The following is a 19,537-nucleotide window of genomic DNA, read 5'->3' on the forward strand; positions in this document are numbered from 1 at the left end:
CCGGCGGCTGCTAAACCAGGTCTTTAGCTGTTGGTTTCATCGCTTTGAAGTTATCAGTAATCAATCGGTGGAAGCGAATCATTTCCCCGAGCCGCTCATGCAATTCCTCAATCTTTTCCATGTCGGCAGGTTCTTCTATCTGCTTTACTTCTTTCCTTATAGAGGATTCAATTTGTTTTAACGAATGTGCTTGTCTGTTGGCAGCATCAAGCCATTTTTGTATATAAGAAGTCATGAATTGCCGATATAAGTTTTCATCTGCACGGTAAAGGTCTTTGCGAACCCCTTTTTTCCAGACACTTTCAACTAGGTTGAGGTCGAGGAGACTTTTAATACCATTGCTCATGGAAGTTTTGCTTTTTCCGAGCGCTTTACTCATCTCGTCGAGCGTCATTGGTTCACCATGCAGGTACAAGGTCACGAATAATCGAGCTTCGGTTGGGGTCAATGCGAACATTTCTAACGTCTTAGAAAATTCATGAATCACCTGGGTATGCAATTCTTCGATTGTATGTGAATAAGGAGCCATAAAATCCTCCTTTATAATAATTGGCTAATTAACACGTTATATCAAGGTGAGAAAAAATTAAAATGAGTGATAGCGGTTTAATTGAAAGAAAAATAGAGGAAAACTACGAAATTCACTTTCTAAATTTTGTACAGAATAAACTGTACGTTATTTTCATACTTTTTTAACTGAGTTTATTGTTTGTACTTTTTGTTATATATGCGTTACAGTATGTAGGGTGAGTGCAGAGAAATGGGCAATACTAATCATAAAAATTAGACAAAAAGTTATAGTGAGGTGAATTAAGTGCCTGTTATTAAAGTAGATAAGTTATCCAAAATCTTTGGTAAGAACGCCAAGCAAGCGACTAAAATGCTTGATCAAGGCTTATCAAAGGAAGAAATATTAAAAAAGACAGGTAACACAGTAGGTGTCAATCGTGCTTCTTTTGAAGTAGAAGCAGGAGAAATTTTCGTCATTATGGGGCTATCCGGTAGTGGTAAATCAACGTTGGTCCGCCTGATCAATCGTCTGATTGAACCGACAGAAGGCAGTGTCATGATTGACGGGGAAGACCTGGCCAAGATGAATAAACAGGATTTAAGAAAAGTACGACGTGAAAAATTGAGTATGGTATTCCAAAAGTTTGCTTTATTCCCGCATCGTACGATTATTCAAAATGCAGAGTTTGGCCTTGAGGTGCAAGGTATCGATAAGACTGAACGTGAAAAACGTGCCAAGGAATCTTTAGAAATGGTTGGCCTTGGCGAGTACATGAACCAATATCCTTCCCAGTTATCTGGCGGGATGCAGCAGCGTGTCGGTCTGGCGCGGGCATTGGCCAATGATCCAGAAGTTCTGCTGATGGACGAAGCTTTCTCAGCTTTGGATCCATTGATTCGTAAAGAAATGCAGGATGAACTATTAGAACTGCAGGAAAGTATGAAGAAAACGATCCTTTTCATCACCCATGACCTGGATGAAGCGCTTCGGATTGGAGACCGAATCGCATTGATGAAGGACGGAAAAATTGTCCAAATCGGCACACCGGAAGAAATTCTGGTCAATCCGGCTAATGATTATGTCGAGAAGTTCGTTGAAGATGTAGATCGCTCTAAAGTGCTGGAAGCCCAGCACATCATGAAACGTCCAGAAACTGTGGACATCGAAAAACATGGGCCACGCGCTGCTCTGGAAAGAATGAGAAAAGAAGGATTGTCCAGCATTTATGTGGTCGACAGAAAACGAAAGCTATATGGCTATGTAACAGCAGATGATGTTTCTGCTGCCGCAAAACAAGAAAAGAAAGATTTGCGTGACATTCTTCATACGGACGTACCGAAAGCGGAAATGCATACGAGCATGCACGAGATTTTCGATATGATTCATGACTCTCCTGTACCGATCGCAGTTGTTGAAGAAGATAAGTTGAAAGGTATCATCGTCAGGGGAGCTGTCATCGCAGCATTAGCAGGAAGCGAGGTGTCAATCAATGGAGATCATTCCTAAGCTGCCTGTTGCCGAGTGGATTGACAACGCCACGGAATGGACAACAGATACGTTTGAGTTTTTATTCGATTTTATCAAGCAGGATTTTGGAGACTTTATTGAATTTTTCGCAGAGGATCTTTTGATGGCGATACCGATCTGGTTATTTATCGCTGTCATCGCCGTATTGGCTTTCTTTGTATCAGGAAAAAGGTTTGGTTTAGTTGCATTCTCGGTGATCGGGTTATGGTTTATCAGTAACCAGGGATTATGGGAAGAATTGATGAACACATTCACTCTGGTCATATTTGCCAGTCTGATTTCTGTTATTATAGGTGTTCCATTTGGTATTTGGATGGCGAAGAGTAAGACAGTCCAGACTATTCTTACACCGGTACTCGACTTCATGCAGACAATGCCGGCATTCGTCTACTTAATTCCAGCGGTGGCGTTTTTCAGTATCGGAATGGTACCTGGGGTATTCGCATCCGTTATTTTTGCAACACCTCCTACCGTAAGGTTCACTAACCTTGGTATAAGACAAGTATCGAAGGAGCTGATTGAAGCATCGGATTCATTCGGTACTACAGGTGCACAAAAGTTATTTAAAGTACAGCTGCCGATGGCTAAGACAACGATCATGGCTGGTATCAACCAGACAGTTATGCTTTCCTTATCCATGGTGGTTATCGCATCTATGATCGGGGCAAAAGGTCTTGGACAAACCGTAATTACCGGGCTCCAACGTGCGGATGTCGGTACGGGTTTCGTAGCGGGACTGGGAATTGTTATTCTTGCAATTATCATTGATCGCTTCACACAGAACTTAAATACACAAAAAGGTCAATAAGGTCTAATTAAAGGGTAAAAGACCAGCATCTGCTGGTCTTCTCATAAAAATTCTATTAAAAGGGGAGAATTAATTATGTTTAACTTAAACTGGAAGCGGCTTGGAATAGCAGCGGGTCTATCATTGTCACTTGTCGCAGCAGGTTGTGGTTCTGATGAGAATGAGGGTGAAAGCAACGAAGCGTCAAACGGAGATAATACACCTGACTACAGCGAAGAAGTCAACTACACGATTACTGGGATCGAAGCAGGAGCAGGTGTAGTGGCAGCAGCAGAGTCAGCGGTAGAAGAATATGAAAACTTGAGCGGATGGGAAGTATCAACTTCTTCCAGCGGTGCAATGGCACAGGAACTCTCAAGTGCTTATGAAAATGAAGAACCAATTATTGTAACTGGCTGGACTCCACACTGGAAATTTGCGAAATATGACTTGAAATATCTTGAGGATCCAAACGAAGTTTTCGGCGGTGAAGAGGAAATCAAAACAATGGTGCGCGAAGGATTAGAAAAAGACATGCCGAACGCCTACAAAATTTTAGACCAATTCCAATGGGAAACAAGCGACATGGAGGAAGTCATGCTTGAGATTTCTGAAGAAGGAGCTTCCCCGGAAGAAGCGGCACAAAATTGGGTAGATAACAATGCGGATAAAGTAGAAGCGTGGACGGAAGGAACAGAAGAAGTTGATGGGGAAAAAGTTACACTAGTATATGTTAACTGGGACTCTGAAATCGCATCAACGAATGTCATCAAGTACGTTTTGGAACAACAAGGTTTTGATGTGACGATTACTGCTTTGGATAATGGACCAATGTGGGAATCCGTAGCATCAGGCGAAGCGGATGGCATGGTTGCTGCATGGCTGCCAGGTACACACGGTGCTCAATATGAACGTCACCAGGACAGCCTTGAAGATCTTGGAGCGAACTTGACCGGTGCTAAGATTGGTCTGGTCGTTCCAGAATACATGGAGGTAGACTCCATTGAAGACCTACAGCCAGATGAATAAGTAACTTTTCTCACCCCCGCTTTCCTGTGAAAGCGGGGGTTTCTTTTAATTGTTGAGACATCAAAAGGCTGCCCCGTCGAAGTCTTATTCGACTTATGGGACAGCCCTTTTAAAGTTATGATTTCGGTTTGTCTGGATCTTCCATAGGTGGTGTCTGTTGAGAAGTGTTTTGTTCTTGTTTCGCTTTTTCTTCCAACTCTTTCAGACTTTCTTCTATTTGCTCGAGGTATTTCTGGATGTTTTTCTGATGAGGTTCTACTGTCTTTTTCCAGCTCTCAATGGACGACTTCACATCTTCTGAAAGGTCTTTAATCAATTCAGCGCCTTCTTTGGAGGTCTGGGCAATTTGCTCTTTCAATTGCATGCCGTCATCTTTCAGTTTGAGTACAGTATCTTTCAGCTGTGCACTTTTGGCTTTCGCGTTTTCGCGGAATTCTTCTCCGGAAGTCTTTGTATTCATCAACGTGTAAGCGGCACCAGCTACTCCACCCACAAAAAAGCCCAATAGTAACGATTTACCGTTTGCCATAACATAACCCCTTTCAAACATCTTCTTTTGTTATTTTCTCTTTCTATGTAAAAATGAAACCCTTTTTAAAAGAATATCGGTGACCTACCATTATTATGTCCGTTTATCGTTTAAAAACACTTTGCTTATCGCTGGACCCTTATAGCGAGAGCCTTCCTTTTTATTATACTTTATTCTACTCAGAAAATTAACCGTTCCTAAAGTGTAAAAAACCTCCAGCCTGCCAGCCAGAGGTTTATGAATGTTATTGATAACTCGCGCTTAGTTGTGACCGTTTCATAATTCCCTGGGTTACAGGATATATGACCATCATTGCACTGGTATTGATCGCAGCTGTCGGCAGCACGATAGTAGCAAACATGACAGGGAAACTTCCTTCCATCAACCCGATGATGAATAGAATGACGCTAAGGAAAATGGTTCCACTGATCATGGTGCCTAATGCTGTCAACAAAGGAGCGTAGATGTTCTGTTTCACAAATTTGCGCCCTGCGATGAATAACCCGAAGAAAGCTAATGCGGTCAACGGCTTATCAATAATGTTCGCTATCTGACCTCCAGGTACTGTTGTCGTAAGTGCAGAAATGATTCCTGTCGCCAAGGATAGGATCATCACATATTTGAATTTAGGAAATAGAATAATTCCCAGAAACATCATCGCCAACAGCATATCAGGACGCATTCCTAAAAAAAATGGCGGCATGATTGCATGTAAAACGGCACCAATCCCAACAAGTAATGAAAGCATGACTAAAATACGAATATTCACTTTATTCTCTCCTCTTCTCTACTGATCTCTTCTAAATTTACTTTTCCAGACGTGTCCTCGTGACCGTCTGCGAAAGTATAGGTACATTATATCAAAACATCATCAATGAGCAAAGTATATCTATTTATGTGGAAGAGATGTTCTGATTGATTTCTTCCGCAATTTTTTGCAGATCATCTGTGTTGTATTCATCAGAATGGACTTCCCAGTTGGAGCTGTATCCATCTCCTTTGCCGTATCGGGGAATCAGATGAATATGTAGATGGAAGACTGATTGATCGGCTGGCTTTTCATTGTTGTTCAAAAGATTCATTCCAATTGGCTGATATGTTTCTTTAATGGCAGAAGCAATCTCTGGCAAGCGAGTGAACAGTTTCCCTGCTGTTTCAGCGTCGGTCTCATAAATGTTTTTCGTATGTTTTTTTGGAATAACAAGCGTATGACCTTTCGTTACCTGGCTTATGTCCAGGAATGCGTATACATCTTCGTCCTCATACACTTTTGCAGAAGGGATGTCGCCTGCTACGATTTTGCAGAAAATACAATCTTCCTTATGACTCATACTACTCACTCCTTTATAATAGTTGTCTGTATTGTATCATAATCTTGACATCGGTAAGAAACCACTCCGCTTATAAAATAACTCATAAGAAAACAGAGCACCGTTTCCGGTGCTCTGCTATAAAAGGAGTGAAGCTAATCATTGATCGAATTGTTACCTATTTTGTCAAAAAGAGAAGCCATTCAATTGGAAAAGCTTCCGGAATTTTGGATAGGAAACCGCTGATAAGCCTTCTGTCAACACCTCATTTGTCATGGGGAATCTGGATCTGGCTCATGAATGATCTTTCACCGACACCTCATTTCGTGGTTGAACCACTAGTTGATGTTGTCATTGTGAAACGGGGTACTGCCTCACTCCTTATTACGTAGTTTGGAGGAATGAGTCGAAATTATGCACATGAATTTTTTGGCATAGTTTAAGGGTAGTGGTAAAATTCTATAAAGAAGGATTGCAATGGAGAGGATGATTAAATGGAACCTTTATTACATATTGAAAACCTCCACGGAGGTTATACACATAAAAATGTTCTGCATGGAATTTCTTTTGATGTACATCCCAATGAAATCGTCGGTCTGATCGGTTTGAATGGGGCAGGGAAAAGTACAACAATCAAGCATATCATCGGGATGATGCAGGCGAAAAAAGGACAAGTAGCCATCAATGGCAAACGCTTTGAAGAAAACCCGGAAGCTTATCGCCAGCAGATGGCTTACATACCTGAAATGCCCATCCTTTATGATGAACTTACATTATATGAGCATTTGCATTTAACGGCGATGGCTTATGGCATCGAGGAACAGGAATTCAAAAAACGTTTGGATCCTTTGTTGAAGGAATTTCGCATGGAAAAGAAATTAAACTGGTTCCCGGTGCATTTTTCGAAAGGAATGCGTCAGAAAGTAATGATTATGTGTGCATTTTTGATTGAGCCTTCCTTATACATCGTGGATGAACCTTTTGTCGGACTTGATCCTCTTGGTATTCAGTCTTACCTGCAGTTGATGGAGGAAATGAAACAAGAGGGGGCAGGCGTTTTAATGTCCACGCATATATTAGCAACAGCCGAGCGCTATTGCGACCGTTTTGTCATTTTACACGATGGGGAAATCCGTGCCAAAGGAACACTGGAAGAATTGCGGGAAGCTTTTCAAATGCCTGGATCAACATTGGATGACCTGTATGTTCAGTTGACAAAGGAAGAGAACCATGATTGATGCGAAGGCGTTTTGGCAGAAGCGATTTAATGAGCATACAAAAGAAACAGGCAGGTACTTAAAATATATTTTCAATGGGCATATCGCTGTAGCGATGATATTCTTCCTTTCGGCATTAGCTTATTACTACCAGCAGTGGCTGACGGAGCTTCCGGAAAACTTCCCGACAGCTATGATTGTCGGCATCGCATTTGGTTTAATCGCAAGTTATAGTCCGGTTCGCACGCTCTTAAAAGAGCCGGATCTTGTTTTCCTGTTGCCGGCAGAACACCAATTGGATGACTATTTCAAGCGCTGCCTCTATTACAGCTATGTCATCCAGCTGTATTTAGTGCTGTTGGTTGCTGCTGCGTTAGGACCATTGTATTTTGCCAGCTATCCGGAACAGGGCACAAGATATTATTTGATGATGATGCTCGTGGTCCTTGTATTTAAGGGCTGGAACATGATGGCGAACTGGTGGATGCTGAAAGAAAGGAATCTGAACACCAGGTTATGGGATCAGCTGATACGGATTCTGCTCAGTATTGTCGTGTTTTATTTCTTTGCAGCGGGCGAGCTAATGTTTGCAGGAGTTGTTACCCTGCTTTTGTTTGGCGTAACGATGTACAATTATTCTCTGGCAAAGAAAAAACCCGGTCTTGTCTGGGATGTTCTTGTCGAAAAGGATCAGGCGAGAATGCGTACTTTTTACCGGATTGCAAATATGTTTACCGATGTACCCCATTTAAAAAACACAGTAAAGAAGCGCCACTGGCTGGTAGGACTTCTGCTCAAGCCGGTTACTTATAAACAGTCCCAGTCGTTTGACTATTTATATCGGATTACCTTTGCCCGGAGCAGCGACTATGTCGGCATGTATTTCAGACTGCTGGTCATCGGCGGGCTTGCAATCTACTATGTGCCGAATGTCTGGGTGAAAGTCGTTTTTGCAATTCTGTTCCTGTATCTAAGTGCGTTTCAGATGATGACGTTATGGAATCATCACCGGACAATTGCCTGGATGGACTTATATCCATTGAAGCAGGAATGGCGGCAAAAGGCCGTGCTGAAATGGCTGTTTCAACTGATGTTATTCCAAACATTCCTGTTCGGTTTGCTGTTCATTGTCCAATGGAATCCATTTGGCCTGCTTCTCGTCTGGGGAGGAGGAGCGATCTTCAGCTGGCTGTTTACACAGAGCTATATCAAACCAAGACTCACATAGGAGCCTGTCCCAGGCTCCTTTTTTGAAAAAGGCTCTATTAAATCTCAGTGTTACTGTTACAGATAAGCCCCTTTTACTGAAGACTCAGCTTCGAGAGAAACTGTTTATGTTATGGTGTTGAGGATTGGGAGGTCCGGAAAAGGAGGAGAGATTCTTTGCTATCGTCTTATGAGGAACAGGTGCTTCGGGAAGCGAAGCGTTGGGAAAAATCTTTAAGCAAACGCGACACGCTGATCCAACGGTCTTCCAAGCGGATCCAAACAAAGATAAACAAGAAAATACCAGAGCGAGTGCACCATGTCGTAACAGAAAGTATTCGTACAATGATTGAGGCCGCGCTGACTACTTCCGAATACATCGACCCAGTAGAAGTGAGGCAGGATGCTTCTTTTCGAGAGCGGGAAGGTATGGTACGCGAGCGAATGAAGCGGTATAAACGTACTGCCGCTGTTGAAGGAGCGGGGACAGGGGCAGGTGGACTGCTGCTTGGTATGGCCGATTTTCCGTTATTATTGAGTATTAAAATGAAGTTCTTATTCGATGTTGGGCAGCTGTACGGTTATGAAGTTCGTGATTATCAAGAGCGTATGTACATCCTCCATGTCTTCATGCTTGCTTTTTCCAGTGATAACAGGCAAAGGGAGATAGCAGATATCATTAATAAATGGGAACAGGAACAGCGGAAATGGAAAGAAGTCGATTGGAAGTCCTTGCAGCTGGAATACCGAGACACCATTGACTTTGTTAAAATGCTTCAACTGGTCCCTGGGTTCGGGGCTGTAGTAGGAGCGTGGGCGAATACAAAATTGTTGGAGCAGTTAGGGGAGACGGCGATGAATTGCTACCGTCTCCGGACGCTCCGAGATCGTTAAGATGAATATTTCTCCTGGTACGAACGGTAAGCCTGCAGCAGTGTTTTGGCCGCATGAGGGAGGGCCCGCTCATTGATATCAAATTTAGGGTGATGATGAGGGTATTCGTGTCCTTCTATCTTGGCACCGGTAAAATAAAAGGCGCCTGGTTTCTCTTGTAAGTAGTAAGCGAAGTCTTCTCCTGCCATGCTCGGCTCGATTTCTCTGGTCGTCAAGGAGGCCTCAGCTTCAGGCGCTTCATCAAGGATTAGCGCTGCCTCCTCGGCGTGATTGATCACTGGCGGATACCCTTTATAATAATCGAAATAATAATCAGCTTCATAAAGGATACAGGCAGATTTCGTAATTCTCTCCATTTCCTTGATTATCGTTTCCTGCACTTCAGGGTCGAATGTACGGACGGTTCCGGTAAGCTTGGCGGAATCCGCGATGACATTGAATGCTGTGCCAGATTCAAACTGAGCGACCGTGACGACAGCTGTCTTCAATGGATCAAGACGCCGGCTTACGATCTGCTGCAAGGATGTCACCAATTGCGATCCGATGACAAGTGCATCTTTGGTGAGGTGGGGCTGTGCGCCATGGCCGCCTTTTCCTTTGATGGTGATTTCGAATCGGTCTGCTCCGGCCATGAAAGCGCCTTTGGTCGTTTCGATGGTGCCGAGTGGGGTCGTCGCCCATAGGTGGGTACCAAACACCGCATCAACATCATCGATTGCACCGCTTTCGAGAATCGGCTTTGCACCTCCTGGCGCGTATTCTTCGGCGTGCTGATGCAGGAATACTACTGTGCCCGGGATTTTGTCCTGATAGTTGACGAGTACTTTAGCAAGTGTCAGAAGGACGGCAGTATGACCATCATGTCCGCACGCATGCATAGCACCATCGTTTTTGGACTTATAAGGTACATCATTTTCTTCCTGGATCGGCAGGGCGTCAAAGTCGGCACGAAGGGCGATTGTCCTGCCGGGTTTACCACCTTTTAGCCTGGCGATGACTCCGTTGCCGCCAATATTGGCTTCGTACGGGATACCTAGCTTTTCGTATGTATCAGCAATGTATTTTGCTGTCTTTTCTTCCTGAAACGACACTTCGGGATATTGGTGTAAATATCTCCGGGTTTCAACCATTTCTTTGTAGGATTCATCAATAGCGGTGTAGATATCTTTCCACATGAACAGGTTCCTCCTCCGTAGGATAGCTTGCTTTTTATTCTATCACATTCACCGCCATTGTCAGAATATGTGGACATAAAGAAAACGCCCGGACGGGGATTCCGGACGTTTTCATTCTTTAATTATTAAGATAAACGCGGGTCAGCCAGCAGACGTTCCATTTCTTCCATGTGCTGGGTTTCATCAGCAATCATATCCTCAAGCTTGACTACTAATTCAGTCAAACCAAGTTCGTCTGCCTGCTGTTTGCGTTTTTCATAACGGTTAATAGTATCTTCCTCTGACTTGCGAGCTTCTTCCAGCATATCCTTGACGTTCGTCAGCTGCTTTACTTCTGCTGGAGTGGTTGTAGGGGTACCTCCAAGAATTTTAATTTTTTCAGATAGATAGAGAGCGTGTCCCTGCTCGTCAGCGATTTCTCCTTCGAAAAATGGCTTCAATACGGAATAATAAAGGCCATCAACGGTTGCTGCATTATACGTATACATAATTGAAGCTGCATATTCATGTGCTAGGTCCTCATTAAGACCTTCAATCAATTCTTTCATATTTTGATCCATATCCATTCATCCTTTCCAATAAAATATTCCATGGTTACTATTCCCTGGATAGTTTTTCATAAACGTCTATGTGGTATCGTAAGGAAGAATGGAGGTACAGTTAATGAGGAAAAAGCAGCGCTACTTTTTGACAGCCATGCTTGTGCTCGCGTTCCTATCGGTTATCATATTCACGTTCCAAGTAGCTTCAGAAGGGACACCGAATCTTGACCGCTGGGCAAGTCCATTTGTTGCTGAGGTCGAAGGAACTGCTGTGGAATCTATGTTCCGATGGATTACCGAGTTGGGTTCGAGCTGGTTCTTATATACGATAGCGATCATAACAGGGTTGATTCTCTGGTTTTACTATAAGGATATCCTCGCAGGGATTATGCTTGTGGCAGGCGTTGCTGCAGGTTATGGCGCTAACTTTGCCATTAAGCATCTTGTTCAGCGGGAACGACCACGTATTTTGGAAAGTGTCGATGGTACAGGGTTAAGTTATCCCAGTGGTCATGCGATGGTATCGATGGTCACCTATAGTCTGCTTGTTTATTTTTTGATGATACAAATGAAAAGTATGAAGGCAGCCGTCTGGATCCTTGCGGTGGGTCTGATATTGATTCTGCTGATCGGATTCAGCCGTTATGTGTTACGGGTGCATTATTTAACGGACGTGGTGGCAGGTTTCAGCTTTGGAATCCTTGTTGTCGCGGTGTGGCTTTCTTTATATCATAGGTGGAAAGGAAGAAGAGAATCATCTCCGACTTGAGACGGAGAAAGAACCATTCCCCCGAGCGTTACGGCTCGGGGATTTTTTTGTGATAATGGAGCCAGGAAAATAAAAGATAACCCTGTAAAAAGAAGGGATTAAAGACAAGGTTGTCTAATTTTAACAAAGATAGAGACAAAAAGGGATGAGCGATGATGAGAAAAGGATGGCTGCACTTCTTGCTTGCTTTCTTGCTGATAGGAACAGGCATTGTGCTTATGTTGGAAAATCTAGGGGTAATTGATAAGACGTTATATATATCATGGGGAATGATATTAGCTGCAATCCTTATGCTTACCGGGCTGAAGCTCTGGTGGGACAGGTTGGCTGGCCACGGGGGTTCCTGGATGTTCGGTTCTTTTTTTACTATTTATGGGCTCCTGGTGCTGCTGGGAGAAATAGGCGTTATTATATTTACGTTTAGCGATGTGCTCAAGCTCTGGCCGCTTCTATTTATCTACATTGGATTTGGTATGTTTCTCGGAGGCAGCCGGAAACGGTTCCGGGTGAATGTCGATACGGAAGACCTCAGTGGGTCTTCATTTGAAAAGAAACATAACAATAAGAAAATGCACACGGTAATCGGAGACCATCAATATAATGCAGAAAATTGGAAAGTGGAACCGATGCAACTGTGGAATGCAGTAGGGGATTACCACTTTGATTTTACAAAAGCTTTTATACCTGAAAAGGATACCCCTATTTCTGTTAAAGGCTGGGCTGGAGATATAAAAATGCTGATGCCGGAGAACCTTGATTACCGGATAGAAGCCTTTGTTAAAGCCGGCAGTATCAATCTTTTGGGAAAGACATCTGACGGCATCAATAGATCGACGACATTTGAGACTCCAGGTTATCAGGATGCAACAAGGCGATTGACGATCGATATTGATCTTAAGGCTGGCGATGTTCGGGTCGACAAGGTATAGGAGCGGATAGTATGTTGAAACGATTAAGCAGTATTAGATATACGTTTATACGATCTCATTTATTTGGACTGATACTGAATACCTTTGTGCTGCTGGCTGTCCTGCTCTCCATCCATGTATGGTTCACACCGGAGTGGCTGGCAGCAGGAGCAATTCTTTTATTTATGGGCATTTATTTTCTGCTTGGCCTGTTCATGTCTTTTTATGCAGGCTTCCGCTCAAGCGGAGATTTAAAGGACCGTATCGATAGTCTATCGACAGTGATTACCCATCTGGCAAGAGGGAACTTCAAGACGAAAGTTTTGTTCAGTGAAGAAGATGAAATTGCGAGAATTGCCAGTGAGTTAAATGAGCTGGGCGGAAAATTGCAGGAACAAAAGGACTCTTTAGTGCGTCTTGCGGATGAGAAAGCAGAGCTCGCCAAAAAAGCCCATAGTGCTGCGACCATGGAAGAACGCCAGCGGCTGGCCCGGGATTTGCATGATGCGGTAAGCCAGCAGCTATTTGCATTGACGATGATGTCCCAGGCGGCAGTAAGGGTGTTCGATAAAAAACCAGATCAGGCGAAACGGCAGCTGGAGGAAATTTCTGCAATGGCTTTACAGGCACAGACAGAAATGCGTGCATTATTGCTGCACCTCAGACCTGTTCATTTATCAGGGGAACCGTTGACCAAAGGGATCGAGCGCCTGGTTGAAGAACTGGAGCAAAAGTGCCCCATCCATTTTCACGTGCAAATGGAGGAAACAGGAGGTCTCTCTCAAACAAAAGAGGAGCATCTATTCCGGATTATCCAGGAGGCGTTATCCAATATACTGCGGCATTCGAATGCCACGGATGTCAATGTCAGCCTGAAAGAGAAAAACGAAGAGCTTTTTTTACATATTGGAGACAATGGGGTGGGGTTCAATATGAAGGAAAAGGAAACGATTGTTGCTTCCTATGGATTGAAAACAATGCGAGAAAGGACTGGGGAGATAGGGGGCAACTTTGCACTCCGCTCACGGGAAGGGGAAGGAACGCATATTGATATACGTGTGCCGTTGCAGACAGTTAAGGGGGAGATAGGATGATAAAGGTTGTGGTAGTTGATGATCATGATGTTGTCCGAAAAGGAGTCATCGCTTATTTGAATACCGAGGATGAGCTTGACATCATCGGAGAAGCCTCCAGCGGGAATAAAGGAGCGAAGCTGGTTGCTGACTTGAAGCCAGACGTCGTGCTGATGGACTTGATCATGGAAGATGGCACCGGCATTGAAGCTACAAAACAAATCATGGCCGAACATCCCGGTTGTAAAGTGATTATTCTCACCAGCTATTATGATGATGAAAAAGTGTTCCCGGCGCTTGAGGCAGGAGCATTCAGCTATATGCTGAAAACTTCATCAGCCGATGAAATCGCCGATGCTATCAAGAAAGCCTATCGTGGTGAAAATACGATCGAACCAAAAGTGGCGGGGAAGATGATGAACCGCTTCCGATCATCCGAGAAGAAACCCCATGATGAACTGACGCAGCGGGAACTGGAAGTGTTGTTATGTATCGGAGAAGGGATGACCAACCAGGAGATCAGTGATTCTCTTTATATAGGCATCAAAACCGTGAAAACCCATGTCAGCAATATCCTCAGTAAACTAGGTGTCCACGACCGGACACAGGCGGCGGTCTATGCCCATAAAAATCAATTGCTGAAAAAAATTTAAGGGAGCAGGGCGATTCGTTCGTAATTATTGACAAATGTCTGAGTGATGTAAAAGTGTGAGTAGGATCTGTATGCCTGCTCACTTTATTAGCATTGAAATCGAGTAGGAAACTGAAAAAGGTTTCCTACTCGATTTTTTAACTTTTTAAAGTATCAGGCAGCTCAGGGAACGGTTCACTTGGGGGCGTGCTGTACTCCTAAGCCTACTCATGAACGCTATATGAGACAATTTGCAAATATGAGAGACGCCCCCATAAGGAAGAGTGACAATCTCTTATCGATAGGAGACAATTTTGAAGAAAAGAGAGACAAAAACGAAAAAAAGAGAGACAAATTTTAAAAAAAGAGAGAATTAAATCTTATAAGAGAGACACTCCCTCTTAGGGTAAGAAACAGAAAGTATTAAGAAAGTATTAAGGTTTTCGACACAGGTACTTAGCGAGAAGTCAATTATTCTTCTTCAAATTGTACCATTCGGTATTTGGTGATATAAGCGTCACCGTCGATAAAGGAAGGTTTTTTGGTATGCTTTGGTCCGGAATTTTGATGCGCCTGTTCAAACGACTGGGAGTTCTTCCAGTCTTCAAAGTCATTTTCATTGCGCCATTGCGTGAGAACTACATAAGTGTTTCCTTTTAAAGGACGGAGAATGCGCAGTGCCTGGAAGCCTTCCATTTGTTCCACTCCGCCTTTGCGGTTTTTGAAACGGTCTTCAAAAACAGGGCGACCTTCGTCACTGACAGGAATGTTGTTCATGACGACAAACCCCTCGGGCTTCATCTCGCCGACTGCGTCTACTGTTTCATAGTCCCGGCCTTCTTCGAAAATGCCAGGCTCACCTTCATGGTATGCAACAGTTTTATCTTGATCCTGCATGAAAAAGAGTGTCGTTTCTGGGTGTTTCTTATCTAGCTTTGCTAAATAGTTTGGTGTACCATTTGTCATAGAAACTTTCATTTGCACATATCCCCTTTCCATTATAAATTCAGTTTAGCAATGAAAGAAAAGAAAAAACAAGTTATAACACATAGAGGAAAGTTATAAGAAAGGATGCGCAACCCTTGAAACTTTGGAATAACAACGGTAGACCGACGACCAGAATGAAACGTCTGAAGAAAAAGCGTTATAAATGGGCCGCAATTATCGCATTAAGTGCTGTCATACTGGCTGTGCTTGGCTACTTGACGATTTTGTTTGGCGGCATGCTGGTGGCAGATAAAGAAAAGCTGGTATTGAATGATGCCACGACAGTAGAACTGGAAAACGGAGAAGTGATCGAGCGAATCTACACAGAGAATCGTACGCTTGTTTCAATCGATGAAATACCGGATCACGTCGAGGAGGCGTTTATGGCTGTTGAGGATGCCCGTTTTTATGAACATGGCGGGGTGGACCCACGGGCAATTTTCCGTGCCGTCTATAAAGATTTGATAGCAATGAAGAAGGTAGAAGGCGGCAGTACGATTACGATGCAGCTTGCCAAAAACCTGTTTTTGACCAATGATAAGACATGGATGCGAAAGACAAAAGAAGTTATGGCTGCACTGTATTTGGAGCGTAATTACACGAAAAAAGAAATACTGGAACTATACCTGAACCGGATTTACTTCGGGAAAGGGATTTATGGGGTCGAGCAGGCCTCCCAAGTCTTTTACAACAAGCCTGCCTCAGAGCTGACTATTTCTGAAGGGGCAATGCTCGCGGGTATGCCAAAAGCACCGAACACATACTCGCCAGTTGATAATCCTGAAGAAGCCGTGAAGCGAAGGAACGTCGTGCTCGATCGTATGCACAGTGTTGGTATGATTACATCCGAGCAGTTACTACAGCTGCAAGGTAAGACGCTTGAAGTGAATTACCAGGAGCGCGAAGATCAGAAATGGTCCAATAGTTACGTGGATCTGGTCATCCGGGAAGCTGCAGCCCGTTACAATATCAGCCGGGATGAACTGAAGCGCGGAGGATACCGGATTATTACCGGAATGGACCCTGACATCCAGAAAATCGCTTATGAGGAGATGCAGAATGGCGAATATGCACCAGGCTCTGTAGAAGGAGTGCAAGGTGCATTCACATTGATGGATGCGGACAGCGGAGCAATTGTTGCCGCTATCGGAGGACGTGATTACGAGCACGGTACCATGAACCGTGCCAACGTACGGCGTTCCCCAGGTTCAACCATCAAACCATTGTCAGTCTACGGGCCTGCGATGATGGAGGCAGGGTATGATCCGTACTCCTTACTAGTTGACCGCCCAATGAAATTTGGTAATTACGAACCTAAAAACTATGATGGTAATTATGAAGGGCTTGTCTCCCTATATGATGCGCTGGTGAAGTCAAAAAACGTCCCAGCGGTATGGCTGCTTGACCAAATTGGTATTAAGACTTCCAAAGAATACTTGAAGAAGCTTGGCCTGGAAACCAATGACAGCGGCTTGTCGCTGGCGCTCGGCGGACTTGAGCATGGCTACTCACCAGTGGAGATGGTAGAAGCTTACCGTGCTTTTTCGAGAGGCGGAAAGGCGATCGACGCTTACGCCATAAAGAAAATCGAAGACCGAAACGGAGAAGTCATCGAAGAAATGGAGCCGAAAGAACGAACTGTTTTTTCTGAACAGGTGGCCTGGAATATGACCGAGATGCTTCAGCGTGTCGTTTCCCACGGGACCGGGACATCAGGCAGTTATGGAAAAGCTCTAGCGGGCAAGACAGGTACCCAGCAGCATGATTCCGTCCCAGGTAAAAATAAAGATGTATGGTTTGCCGGCTATACACCGGAATATGTCGGAAGTTTGTGGATGGGTTATGATTCATCCGGGAAAGATCATTATCTGGAAGGGGGAAGCAGCTACCCCACTGCTATGATGAAATCGATTCTGACAAAAATCGATCAGCAAAAAGGGTTGAGCGCCAGCTTCCAACAGCCTGAAGGAGTAGAAGAGGATGTCGCCCCTCCAGTAAAACTTCCAGTGATTGACGACCTTAACGTAAAGTTCGAAGTAGGAGGTTCATCGCTTATTCGAGGCAGATTGTCCTGGACACCTGGTGAGGATGACCGAATTGTCTATCACATTTATAAAGAGGAGCCTGGAGTTGATACCCGTGTAGGGGAAGTAACCGGCAAAGGGACGTTCAAGGTGGACATAAAGAACGTCTTCCAGCGCCATACCTATTATGTTGTTCCTTACGATCCATATACAAAGATGGAGGGACAGCAGTCCAATCGGGCAGTATTGGAATGGTAACCGGAAAATCGCACAAAATGGTGACAAAAATCCTCAAGTCCTATGTAGATAGTAAAAAAGTGTTATAGTGGTATACGGATAAAAGTATGACAGTTATTGGTGGAACGGATAGCAGGCATGTGCTGACAGATCCGGTTCCAGTTATGGTGAACATATAGTAAAGGGGTTATTTAGCATGACAAGACAGATCAACGATACGATTTTGAGAGCCTTCCGTGGAGAAACGACGGATTACACACCAGTATGGTATATGCGTCAGGCTGGCCGTTCTCAGCCGGAATACCGCCAGCTGAAGGAGAAGTATTCTTTATTTGAAATCACTCATCAGCCGGAGTTGTGTGCCTATGTAACGAGGCTGCCAGTGGAACAATATGACGTTGATGCGGCAATTCTCTATAAAGACATTATGTCGCCGCTTCCTGCTATTGGGGTGGATGTCGATATTAAAAAAGGAATTGGTCCGGTCATCGATAATCCGATCCAGTCGAAAGCTGATGTCGAGAAATTAGGCACGATTGATCCAGAATCCGATGTCCCCTACGTGTTGGATACTATCAGACTGCTGACAAACGAGCAGCTGGACGTCCCGTTGATCGGTTTCAGCGGGGCACCGTTTACCTTGGCAAGCTATATGATTGAGGGTGGCCCTTCAAAAAATTATAATAAAACCAAATCCTTGATGTACAGCGACTCGGAAACATGGTTTATGTTGATGGATAAGTTGGCCGATATGACGATCGAATATGTCCGGGGACAAGTCAATGCTGGAGCAAAGGCGATTCAGATTTTCGACTCCTGGGTCGGTGCGTTGAATCAGGAAGATTACCGTACATTCATCAAGCCAGTAATGCACCGTATCTTTTCTTCGCTTCAGGAAGAAGGGGTACCGTTGATCATGTTTGGTGTCGGAGCACGTCATTTGATCACAGAGTGGAATGACCTTCCAGTTGATGTGTTAGGCCTGGACTGGAGAATGTCTATTGCAGAAGCAAGAAATCTTGGCATCACGAAGCCGCTTCAAGGCAACCTGGATCCTTCCTTACTGTTATCGGACTGGGAAGTTATCGAGGAGCGTGCCAAACGGATCATTGATGAAGGAAAGGAAAATCCTGCCCATATCTTCAATCTTGGTCACGGGGTGACACCTGATATCAAGCCGGAGACACTAAAACGGTTGACCAGCCTGATTCATGAGTATTCCAGCAGAAATTAAGAGGTGAATGATTGATGGCAAAGAAACAAATGGGGCTGCTGGTAATGGCTTACGGCACTCCTTATAAAGAAGAAGACCTTGAACGTTACTATACACACATTCGCCGGGGGCGCAAACCTTCGGAAGAAATGCTGCAGGACCTGCGCGAACGTTACGATGCTATTGGCGGGATATCTCCGCTTGCACGGATCACAGAAGATCAGGGAAAAGCGATCGAAGCGAAACTGAATGAGCTTCAGGACGAGGTAGAGTTTAAACTCTACCTTGGTCTCAAACATATTGAACCGTTCATAGAGGATGCAGTAGCACAAATGGTGGAAGACGGTATCGAAGGGGCAGTCTCCCTTGTACTGGCACCGCATTATTCTACCTTCAGTGTCAAATCCTACAATGGTCGTGCTCAGGAAGAGGCAGCAAAACATGGATTGACAATCAAGTCCGTGGAGAGCTGGTATGATGAGCCAGGATTCATTGACTACTGGAAAGAACAAATAGATTCTGTTTATGAGCAAATGGATGATGCGGAAAAGGAGAAAGCCTGCCTGATCGTGTCTGCGCATAGCCTTCCGGAGAAAATTCTGCAAGGCGGTGATCCATACCCGGATCAGTTAAAAAAGACAGCAGACTTGATTGCCGAAGCTTCTGGTATCACCCAATACGAAATTGGCTGGCAGAGTGAAGGGAACACCCCGGATCCTTGGCTTGGACCGGACGTACAGGATTTAACGAGAGACTTATACAACGAAAAAGGCTATCGTTCCTTTGTCTATGCACCGGTAGGTTTTGTATCTGACCACCTTGAAGTTCTTTATGACAATGATTACGAATGTAAAGTTGTCTGTGATGAAGTAGGTGCGAATTACTATCGTCCGGATATGCCTAATACCCATCCTAAATTCATTGATACTTTAGCAAAAGTCGTTTTGGAAAAAGTGAAAGAATAGGGG

The 19,537-nt window shown here is 44.2% G+C and carries 20 protein-coding genes; 13 read left to right on the plus strand and 7 right to left on the minus strand.

Annotated features, from left to right (window positions below):
* Positions 1–10: 10 nt before the first annotated feature.
* Entirely contained in the window at positions 11–529 is a 519-nt protein-coding gene (locus tag FHS45_RS00315; RefSeq protein ID WP_062444203.1) for a GbsR/MarR family transcriptional regulator, read from the minus strand.
* Between the two features lie 285 nt (positions 530–814).
* Here FHS45_RS00315 and FHS45_RS00320 point away from each other — a divergent pair, with 285 nt between their 5' ends.
* The 3 genes from FHS45_RS00320 (at position 815) to FHS45_RS00330 (ending at position 3,854) form a co-directional block, all read left to right on the plus strand.
* On the plus strand, positions 815–2,017 hold the full coding sequence (locus tag FHS45_RS00320) for a quaternary amine ABC transporter ATP-binding protein (RefSeq protein ID WP_062444206.1): 1,203 nt from the start codon (positions 815–817) through the stop codon (positions 2,015–2,017).
* Complete coding sequence (locus tag FHS45_RS00325) at positions 2,001–2,846, plus strand: ABC transporter permease (RefSeq protein WP_062444209.1); 846 nt, start codon at positions 2,001–2,003, stop codon at positions 2,844–2,846. Before FHS45_RS00320 ends, FHS45_RS00325 begins: the two co-directional genes overlap by 17 nt.
* Positions 2,847–2,921: 75 nt before the next feature.
* On the plus strand, positions 2,922–3,854 hold the full coding sequence (locus FHS45_RS00330; protein WP_062444212.1) for a glycine betaine ABC transporter substrate-binding protein: 933 nt from the start codon (positions 2,922–2,924) through the stop codon (positions 3,852–3,854).
* A 115-nt stretch (positions 3,855–3,969) separates the two neighbouring features.
* On the opposite strand, the gene FHS45_RS00335 is transcribed toward FHS45_RS00330, so the two are convergent.
* From FHS45_RS00335 to FHS45_RS00345, 3 genes are all read right to left on the minus strand, one after another.
* Positions 3,970–4,383 (minus strand): YtxH domain-containing protein, encoded by a 414-nt coding sequence (locus tag FHS45_RS00335; protein ID WP_062444214.1) that lies wholly within the window; start codon positions 4,381–4,383, stop codon positions 3,970–3,972.
* 244 nt (positions 4,384–4,627) lie between these two features.
* Positions 4,628–5,152 (minus strand): tryptophan transporter, encoded by a 525-nt coding sequence (locus FHS45_RS00340; protein WP_062444218.1) that lies wholly within the window; start codon positions 5,150–5,152, stop codon positions 4,628–4,630.
* A 124-nt stretch (positions 5,153–5,276) separates the two neighbouring features.
* Entirely contained in the window at positions 5,277–5,714 is a 438-nt protein-coding gene (locus FHS45_RS00345) for an HIT family protein (RefSeq protein WP_062444221.1), read from the minus strand.
* Positions 5,715–6,187: 473 nt separating this feature from the next.
* Here FHS45_RS00345 and FHS45_RS00350 point away from each other — a divergent pair, with 473 nt between their 5' ends.
* From FHS45_RS00350 to FHS45_RS00360, 3 genes are all read left to right on the plus strand, one after another.
* Positions 6,188–6,931, plus strand: a complete 744-nt coding sequence (locus FHS45_RS00350; protein WP_062444224.1) for an ABC transporter ATP-binding protein — start codon at positions 6,188–6,190, stop codon at positions 6,929–6,931.
* Positions 6,924–8,138 (plus strand): ABC transporter permease, encoded by a 1,215-nt coding sequence (locus FHS45_RS00355; protein ID WP_062444227.1) that lies wholly within the window; start codon positions 6,924–6,926, stop codon positions 8,136–8,138. Before FHS45_RS00350 ends, FHS45_RS00355 begins: the two co-directional genes overlap by 8 nt.
* Positions 8,139–8,293: 155 nt before the next feature.
* Positions 8,294–9,010 carry an EcsC family protein gene (locus FHS45_RS00360; protein WP_062444231.1) on the plus strand — a complete coding sequence of 239 codons (717 nt, stop codon included), beginning with the start codon at positions 8,294–8,296 and terminating at the stop codon, positions 9,008–9,010.
* Here FHS45_RS00360 and FHS45_RS00365 read toward each other — a convergent pair.
* Together FHS45_RS00365 and FHS45_RS00370 are read right to left on the minus strand one after the other, a co-directional pair.
* A complete protein-coding gene (locus tag FHS45_RS00365; RefSeq protein ID WP_062444234.1) occupies positions 9,007–10,185 on the minus strand; it encodes a M20 metallopeptidase family protein in 1,179 nt (392 codons plus the stop codon). The two genes, FHS45_RS00360 and FHS45_RS00365, sit on opposite strands and share 4 nt — an antisense overlap.
* Before the next feature lie 125 nt (positions 10,186–10,310).
* On the minus strand, positions 10,311–10,745 hold the full coding sequence (locus FHS45_RS00370) for a ferritin-like domain-containing protein (protein WP_062444237.1): 435 nt from the start codon (positions 10,743–10,745) through the stop codon (positions 10,311–10,313).
* A 103-nt stretch (positions 10,746–10,848) separates the two neighbouring features.
* On the opposite strand from FHS45_RS00370, the gene FHS45_RS00375 reads away from it, so the two are divergent.
* The 4 genes from FHS45_RS00375 to FHS45_RS00390 all read left to right on the plus strand — a co-directional run bounded on the left by FHS45_RS00375 (position 10,849) and on the right by FHS45_RS00390 (position 14,130).
* Positions 10,849–11,496 (plus strand): phosphatase PAP2 family protein, encoded by a 648-nt coding sequence (locus tag FHS45_RS00375; RefSeq protein WP_062444239.1) that lies wholly within the window; start codon positions 10,849–10,851, stop codon positions 11,494–11,496.
* Positions 11,497–11,651: 155 nt separating this feature from the next.
* Positions 11,652–12,425: a cell wall-active antibiotics response protein LiaF gene (gene liaF, locus FHS45_RS00380; protein WP_062444241.1), complete on the plus strand. Its 774-nt coding sequence runs from the start codon at positions 11,652–11,654 to the stop codon at positions 12,423–12,425.
* An 11-nt stretch (positions 12,426–12,436) separates the two neighbouring features.
* On the plus strand, positions 12,437–13,498 hold the full coding sequence (locus tag FHS45_RS00385) for a sensor histidine kinase (RefSeq protein WP_062444243.1): 1,062 nt from the start codon (positions 12,437–12,439) through the stop codon (positions 13,496–13,498).
* The gene (locus FHS45_RS00390; RefSeq protein WP_062444245.1) at positions 13,495–14,130 is read left to right on the plus strand and encodes a response regulator; all 636 of its coding nucleotides are present in this window, start codon (positions 13,495–13,497) and stop codon (positions 14,128–14,130) included. Before FHS45_RS00385 ends, FHS45_RS00390 begins: the two co-directional genes overlap by 4 nt.
* Before the next feature lie 449 nt (positions 14,131–14,579).
* Here FHS45_RS00390 and FHS45_RS00395 read toward each other — a convergent pair whose 3' ends face one another.
* Positions 14,580–15,086 carry an antibiotic biosynthesis monooxygenase family protein gene (locus FHS45_RS00395; protein ID WP_062444247.1) on the minus strand — a complete coding sequence of 169 codons (507 nt, stop codon included), beginning with the start codon at positions 15,084–15,086 and terminating at the stop codon, positions 14,580–14,582.
* Positions 15,087–15,190: 104 nt separating this feature from the next.
* Here FHS45_RS00395 and FHS45_RS00400 point away from each other — a divergent pair, with 104 nt between their 5' ends.
* The 3 genes from FHS45_RS00400 to hemH all read left to right on the plus strand — a co-directional run bounded on the left by FHS45_RS00400 (position 15,191) and on the right by hemH (position 19,534).
* A complete protein-coding gene (locus FHS45_RS00400) occupies positions 15,191–17,377 on the plus strand; it encodes a transglycosylase domain-containing protein (RefSeq protein ID WP_229717792.1) in 2,187 nt (728 codons plus the stop codon).
* A 175-nt stretch (positions 17,378–17,552) separates the two neighbouring features.
* Positions 17,553–18,590, plus strand: coding sequence for a uroporphyrinogen decarboxylase (hemE, locus tag FHS45_RS00405; protein WP_062444249.1), 1,038 nt, complete (start codon positions 17,553–17,555; stop codon positions 18,588–18,590).
* Positions 18,591–18,604: 14 nt separating this feature from the next.
* Positions 18,605–19,534 (plus strand): ferrochelatase, encoded by a 930-nt coding sequence (gene hemH / locus FHS45_RS00410; RefSeq protein ID WP_062444252.1) that lies wholly within the window; start codon positions 18,605–18,607, stop codon positions 19,532–19,534.
* The last annotated feature ends 3 nt before the right edge of the window (positions 19,535–19,537 follow it).

It is taken from the genome of Thalassobacillus devorans, assembly GCF_011761345.1.
Lineage (GTDB): Bacteria > Bacillota > Bacilli > Bacillales > Halobacillaceae > Thalassobacillus > Thalassobacillus devorans.

What these genes read in the sequence shown, in the direction of transcription:
- FHS45_RS00350 (WP_062444224.1), top strand. Translation starts at nt 6,188, where the DNA reads ATGGAACCTTTATTACATATTGAAAACCTCCACGGAGGTTATACACAT.
- FHS45_RS00365 (WP_062444234.1), bottom strand. Translation starts at nt 10,185, where the DNA reads ATGTGGAAAGATATCTACACCGCTATTGATGAATCCTACAAAGAAATG.
- FHS45_RS00385 (WP_062444243.1), top strand. Translation starts at nt 12,437, where the DNA reads ATGTTGAAACGATTAAGCAGTATTAGATATACGTTTATACGATCTCAT.
- FHS45_RS00345 (WP_062444221.1), bottom strand. Translation starts at nt 5,714, where the DNA reads ATGAGTCATAAGGAAGATTGTATTTTCTGCAAAATCGTAGCAGGCGAC.
- FHS45_RS00355 (WP_062444227.1), top strand. Translation starts at nt 6,924, where the DNA reads ATGATTGATGCGAAGGCGTTTTGGCAGAAGCGATTTAATGAGCATACA.
- liaF (WP_062444241.1), top strand. Translation starts at nt 11,652, where the DNA reads ATGAGAAAAGGATGGCTGCACTTCTTGCTTGCTTTCTTGCTGATAGGA.
- hemH (WP_062444252.1), top strand. Translation starts at nt 18,605, where the DNA reads ATGGCAAAGAAACAAATGGGGCTGCTGGTAATGGCTTACGGCACTCCT.
- FHS45_RS00330 (WP_062444212.1), top strand. Translation starts at nt 2,922, where the DNA reads ATGTTTAACTTAAACTGGAAGCGGCTTGGAATAGCAGCGGGTCTATCA.
- FHS45_RS00375 (WP_062444239.1), top strand. Translation starts at nt 10,849, where the DNA reads ATGAGGAAAAAGCAGCGCTACTTTTTGACAGCCATGCTTGTGCTCGCG.
- FHS45_RS00325 (WP_062444209.1), top strand. Translation starts at nt 2,001, where the DNA reads ATGGAGATCATTCCTAAGCTGCCTGTTGCCGAGTGGATTGACAACGCC.
- FHS45_RS00315 (WP_062444203.1), bottom strand. Translation starts at nt 529, where the DNA reads ATGGCTCCTTATTCACATACAATCGAAGAATTGCATACCCAGGTGATT.
- FHS45_RS00370 (WP_062444237.1), bottom strand. Translation starts at nt 10,745, where the DNA reads ATGGATCAAAATATGAAAGAATTGATTGAAGGTCTTAATGAGGACCTA.
- FHS45_RS00395 (WP_062444247.1), bottom strand. Translation starts at nt 15,086, where the DNA reads ATGAAAGTTTCTATGACAAATGGTACACCAAACTATTTAGCAAAGCTA.
- hemE (WP_062444249.1), top strand. Translation starts at nt 17,553, where the DNA reads ATGACAAGACAGATCAACGATACGATTTTGAGAGCCTTCCGTGGAGAA.
- FHS45_RS00335 (WP_062444214.1), bottom strand. Translation starts at nt 4,383, where the DNA reads ATGGCAAACGGTAAATCGTTACTATTGGGCTTTTTTGTGGGTGGAGTA.
- FHS45_RS00390 (WP_062444245.1), top strand. Translation starts at nt 13,495, where the DNA reads ATGATAAAGGTTGTGGTAGTTGATGATCATGATGTTGTCCGAAAAGGA.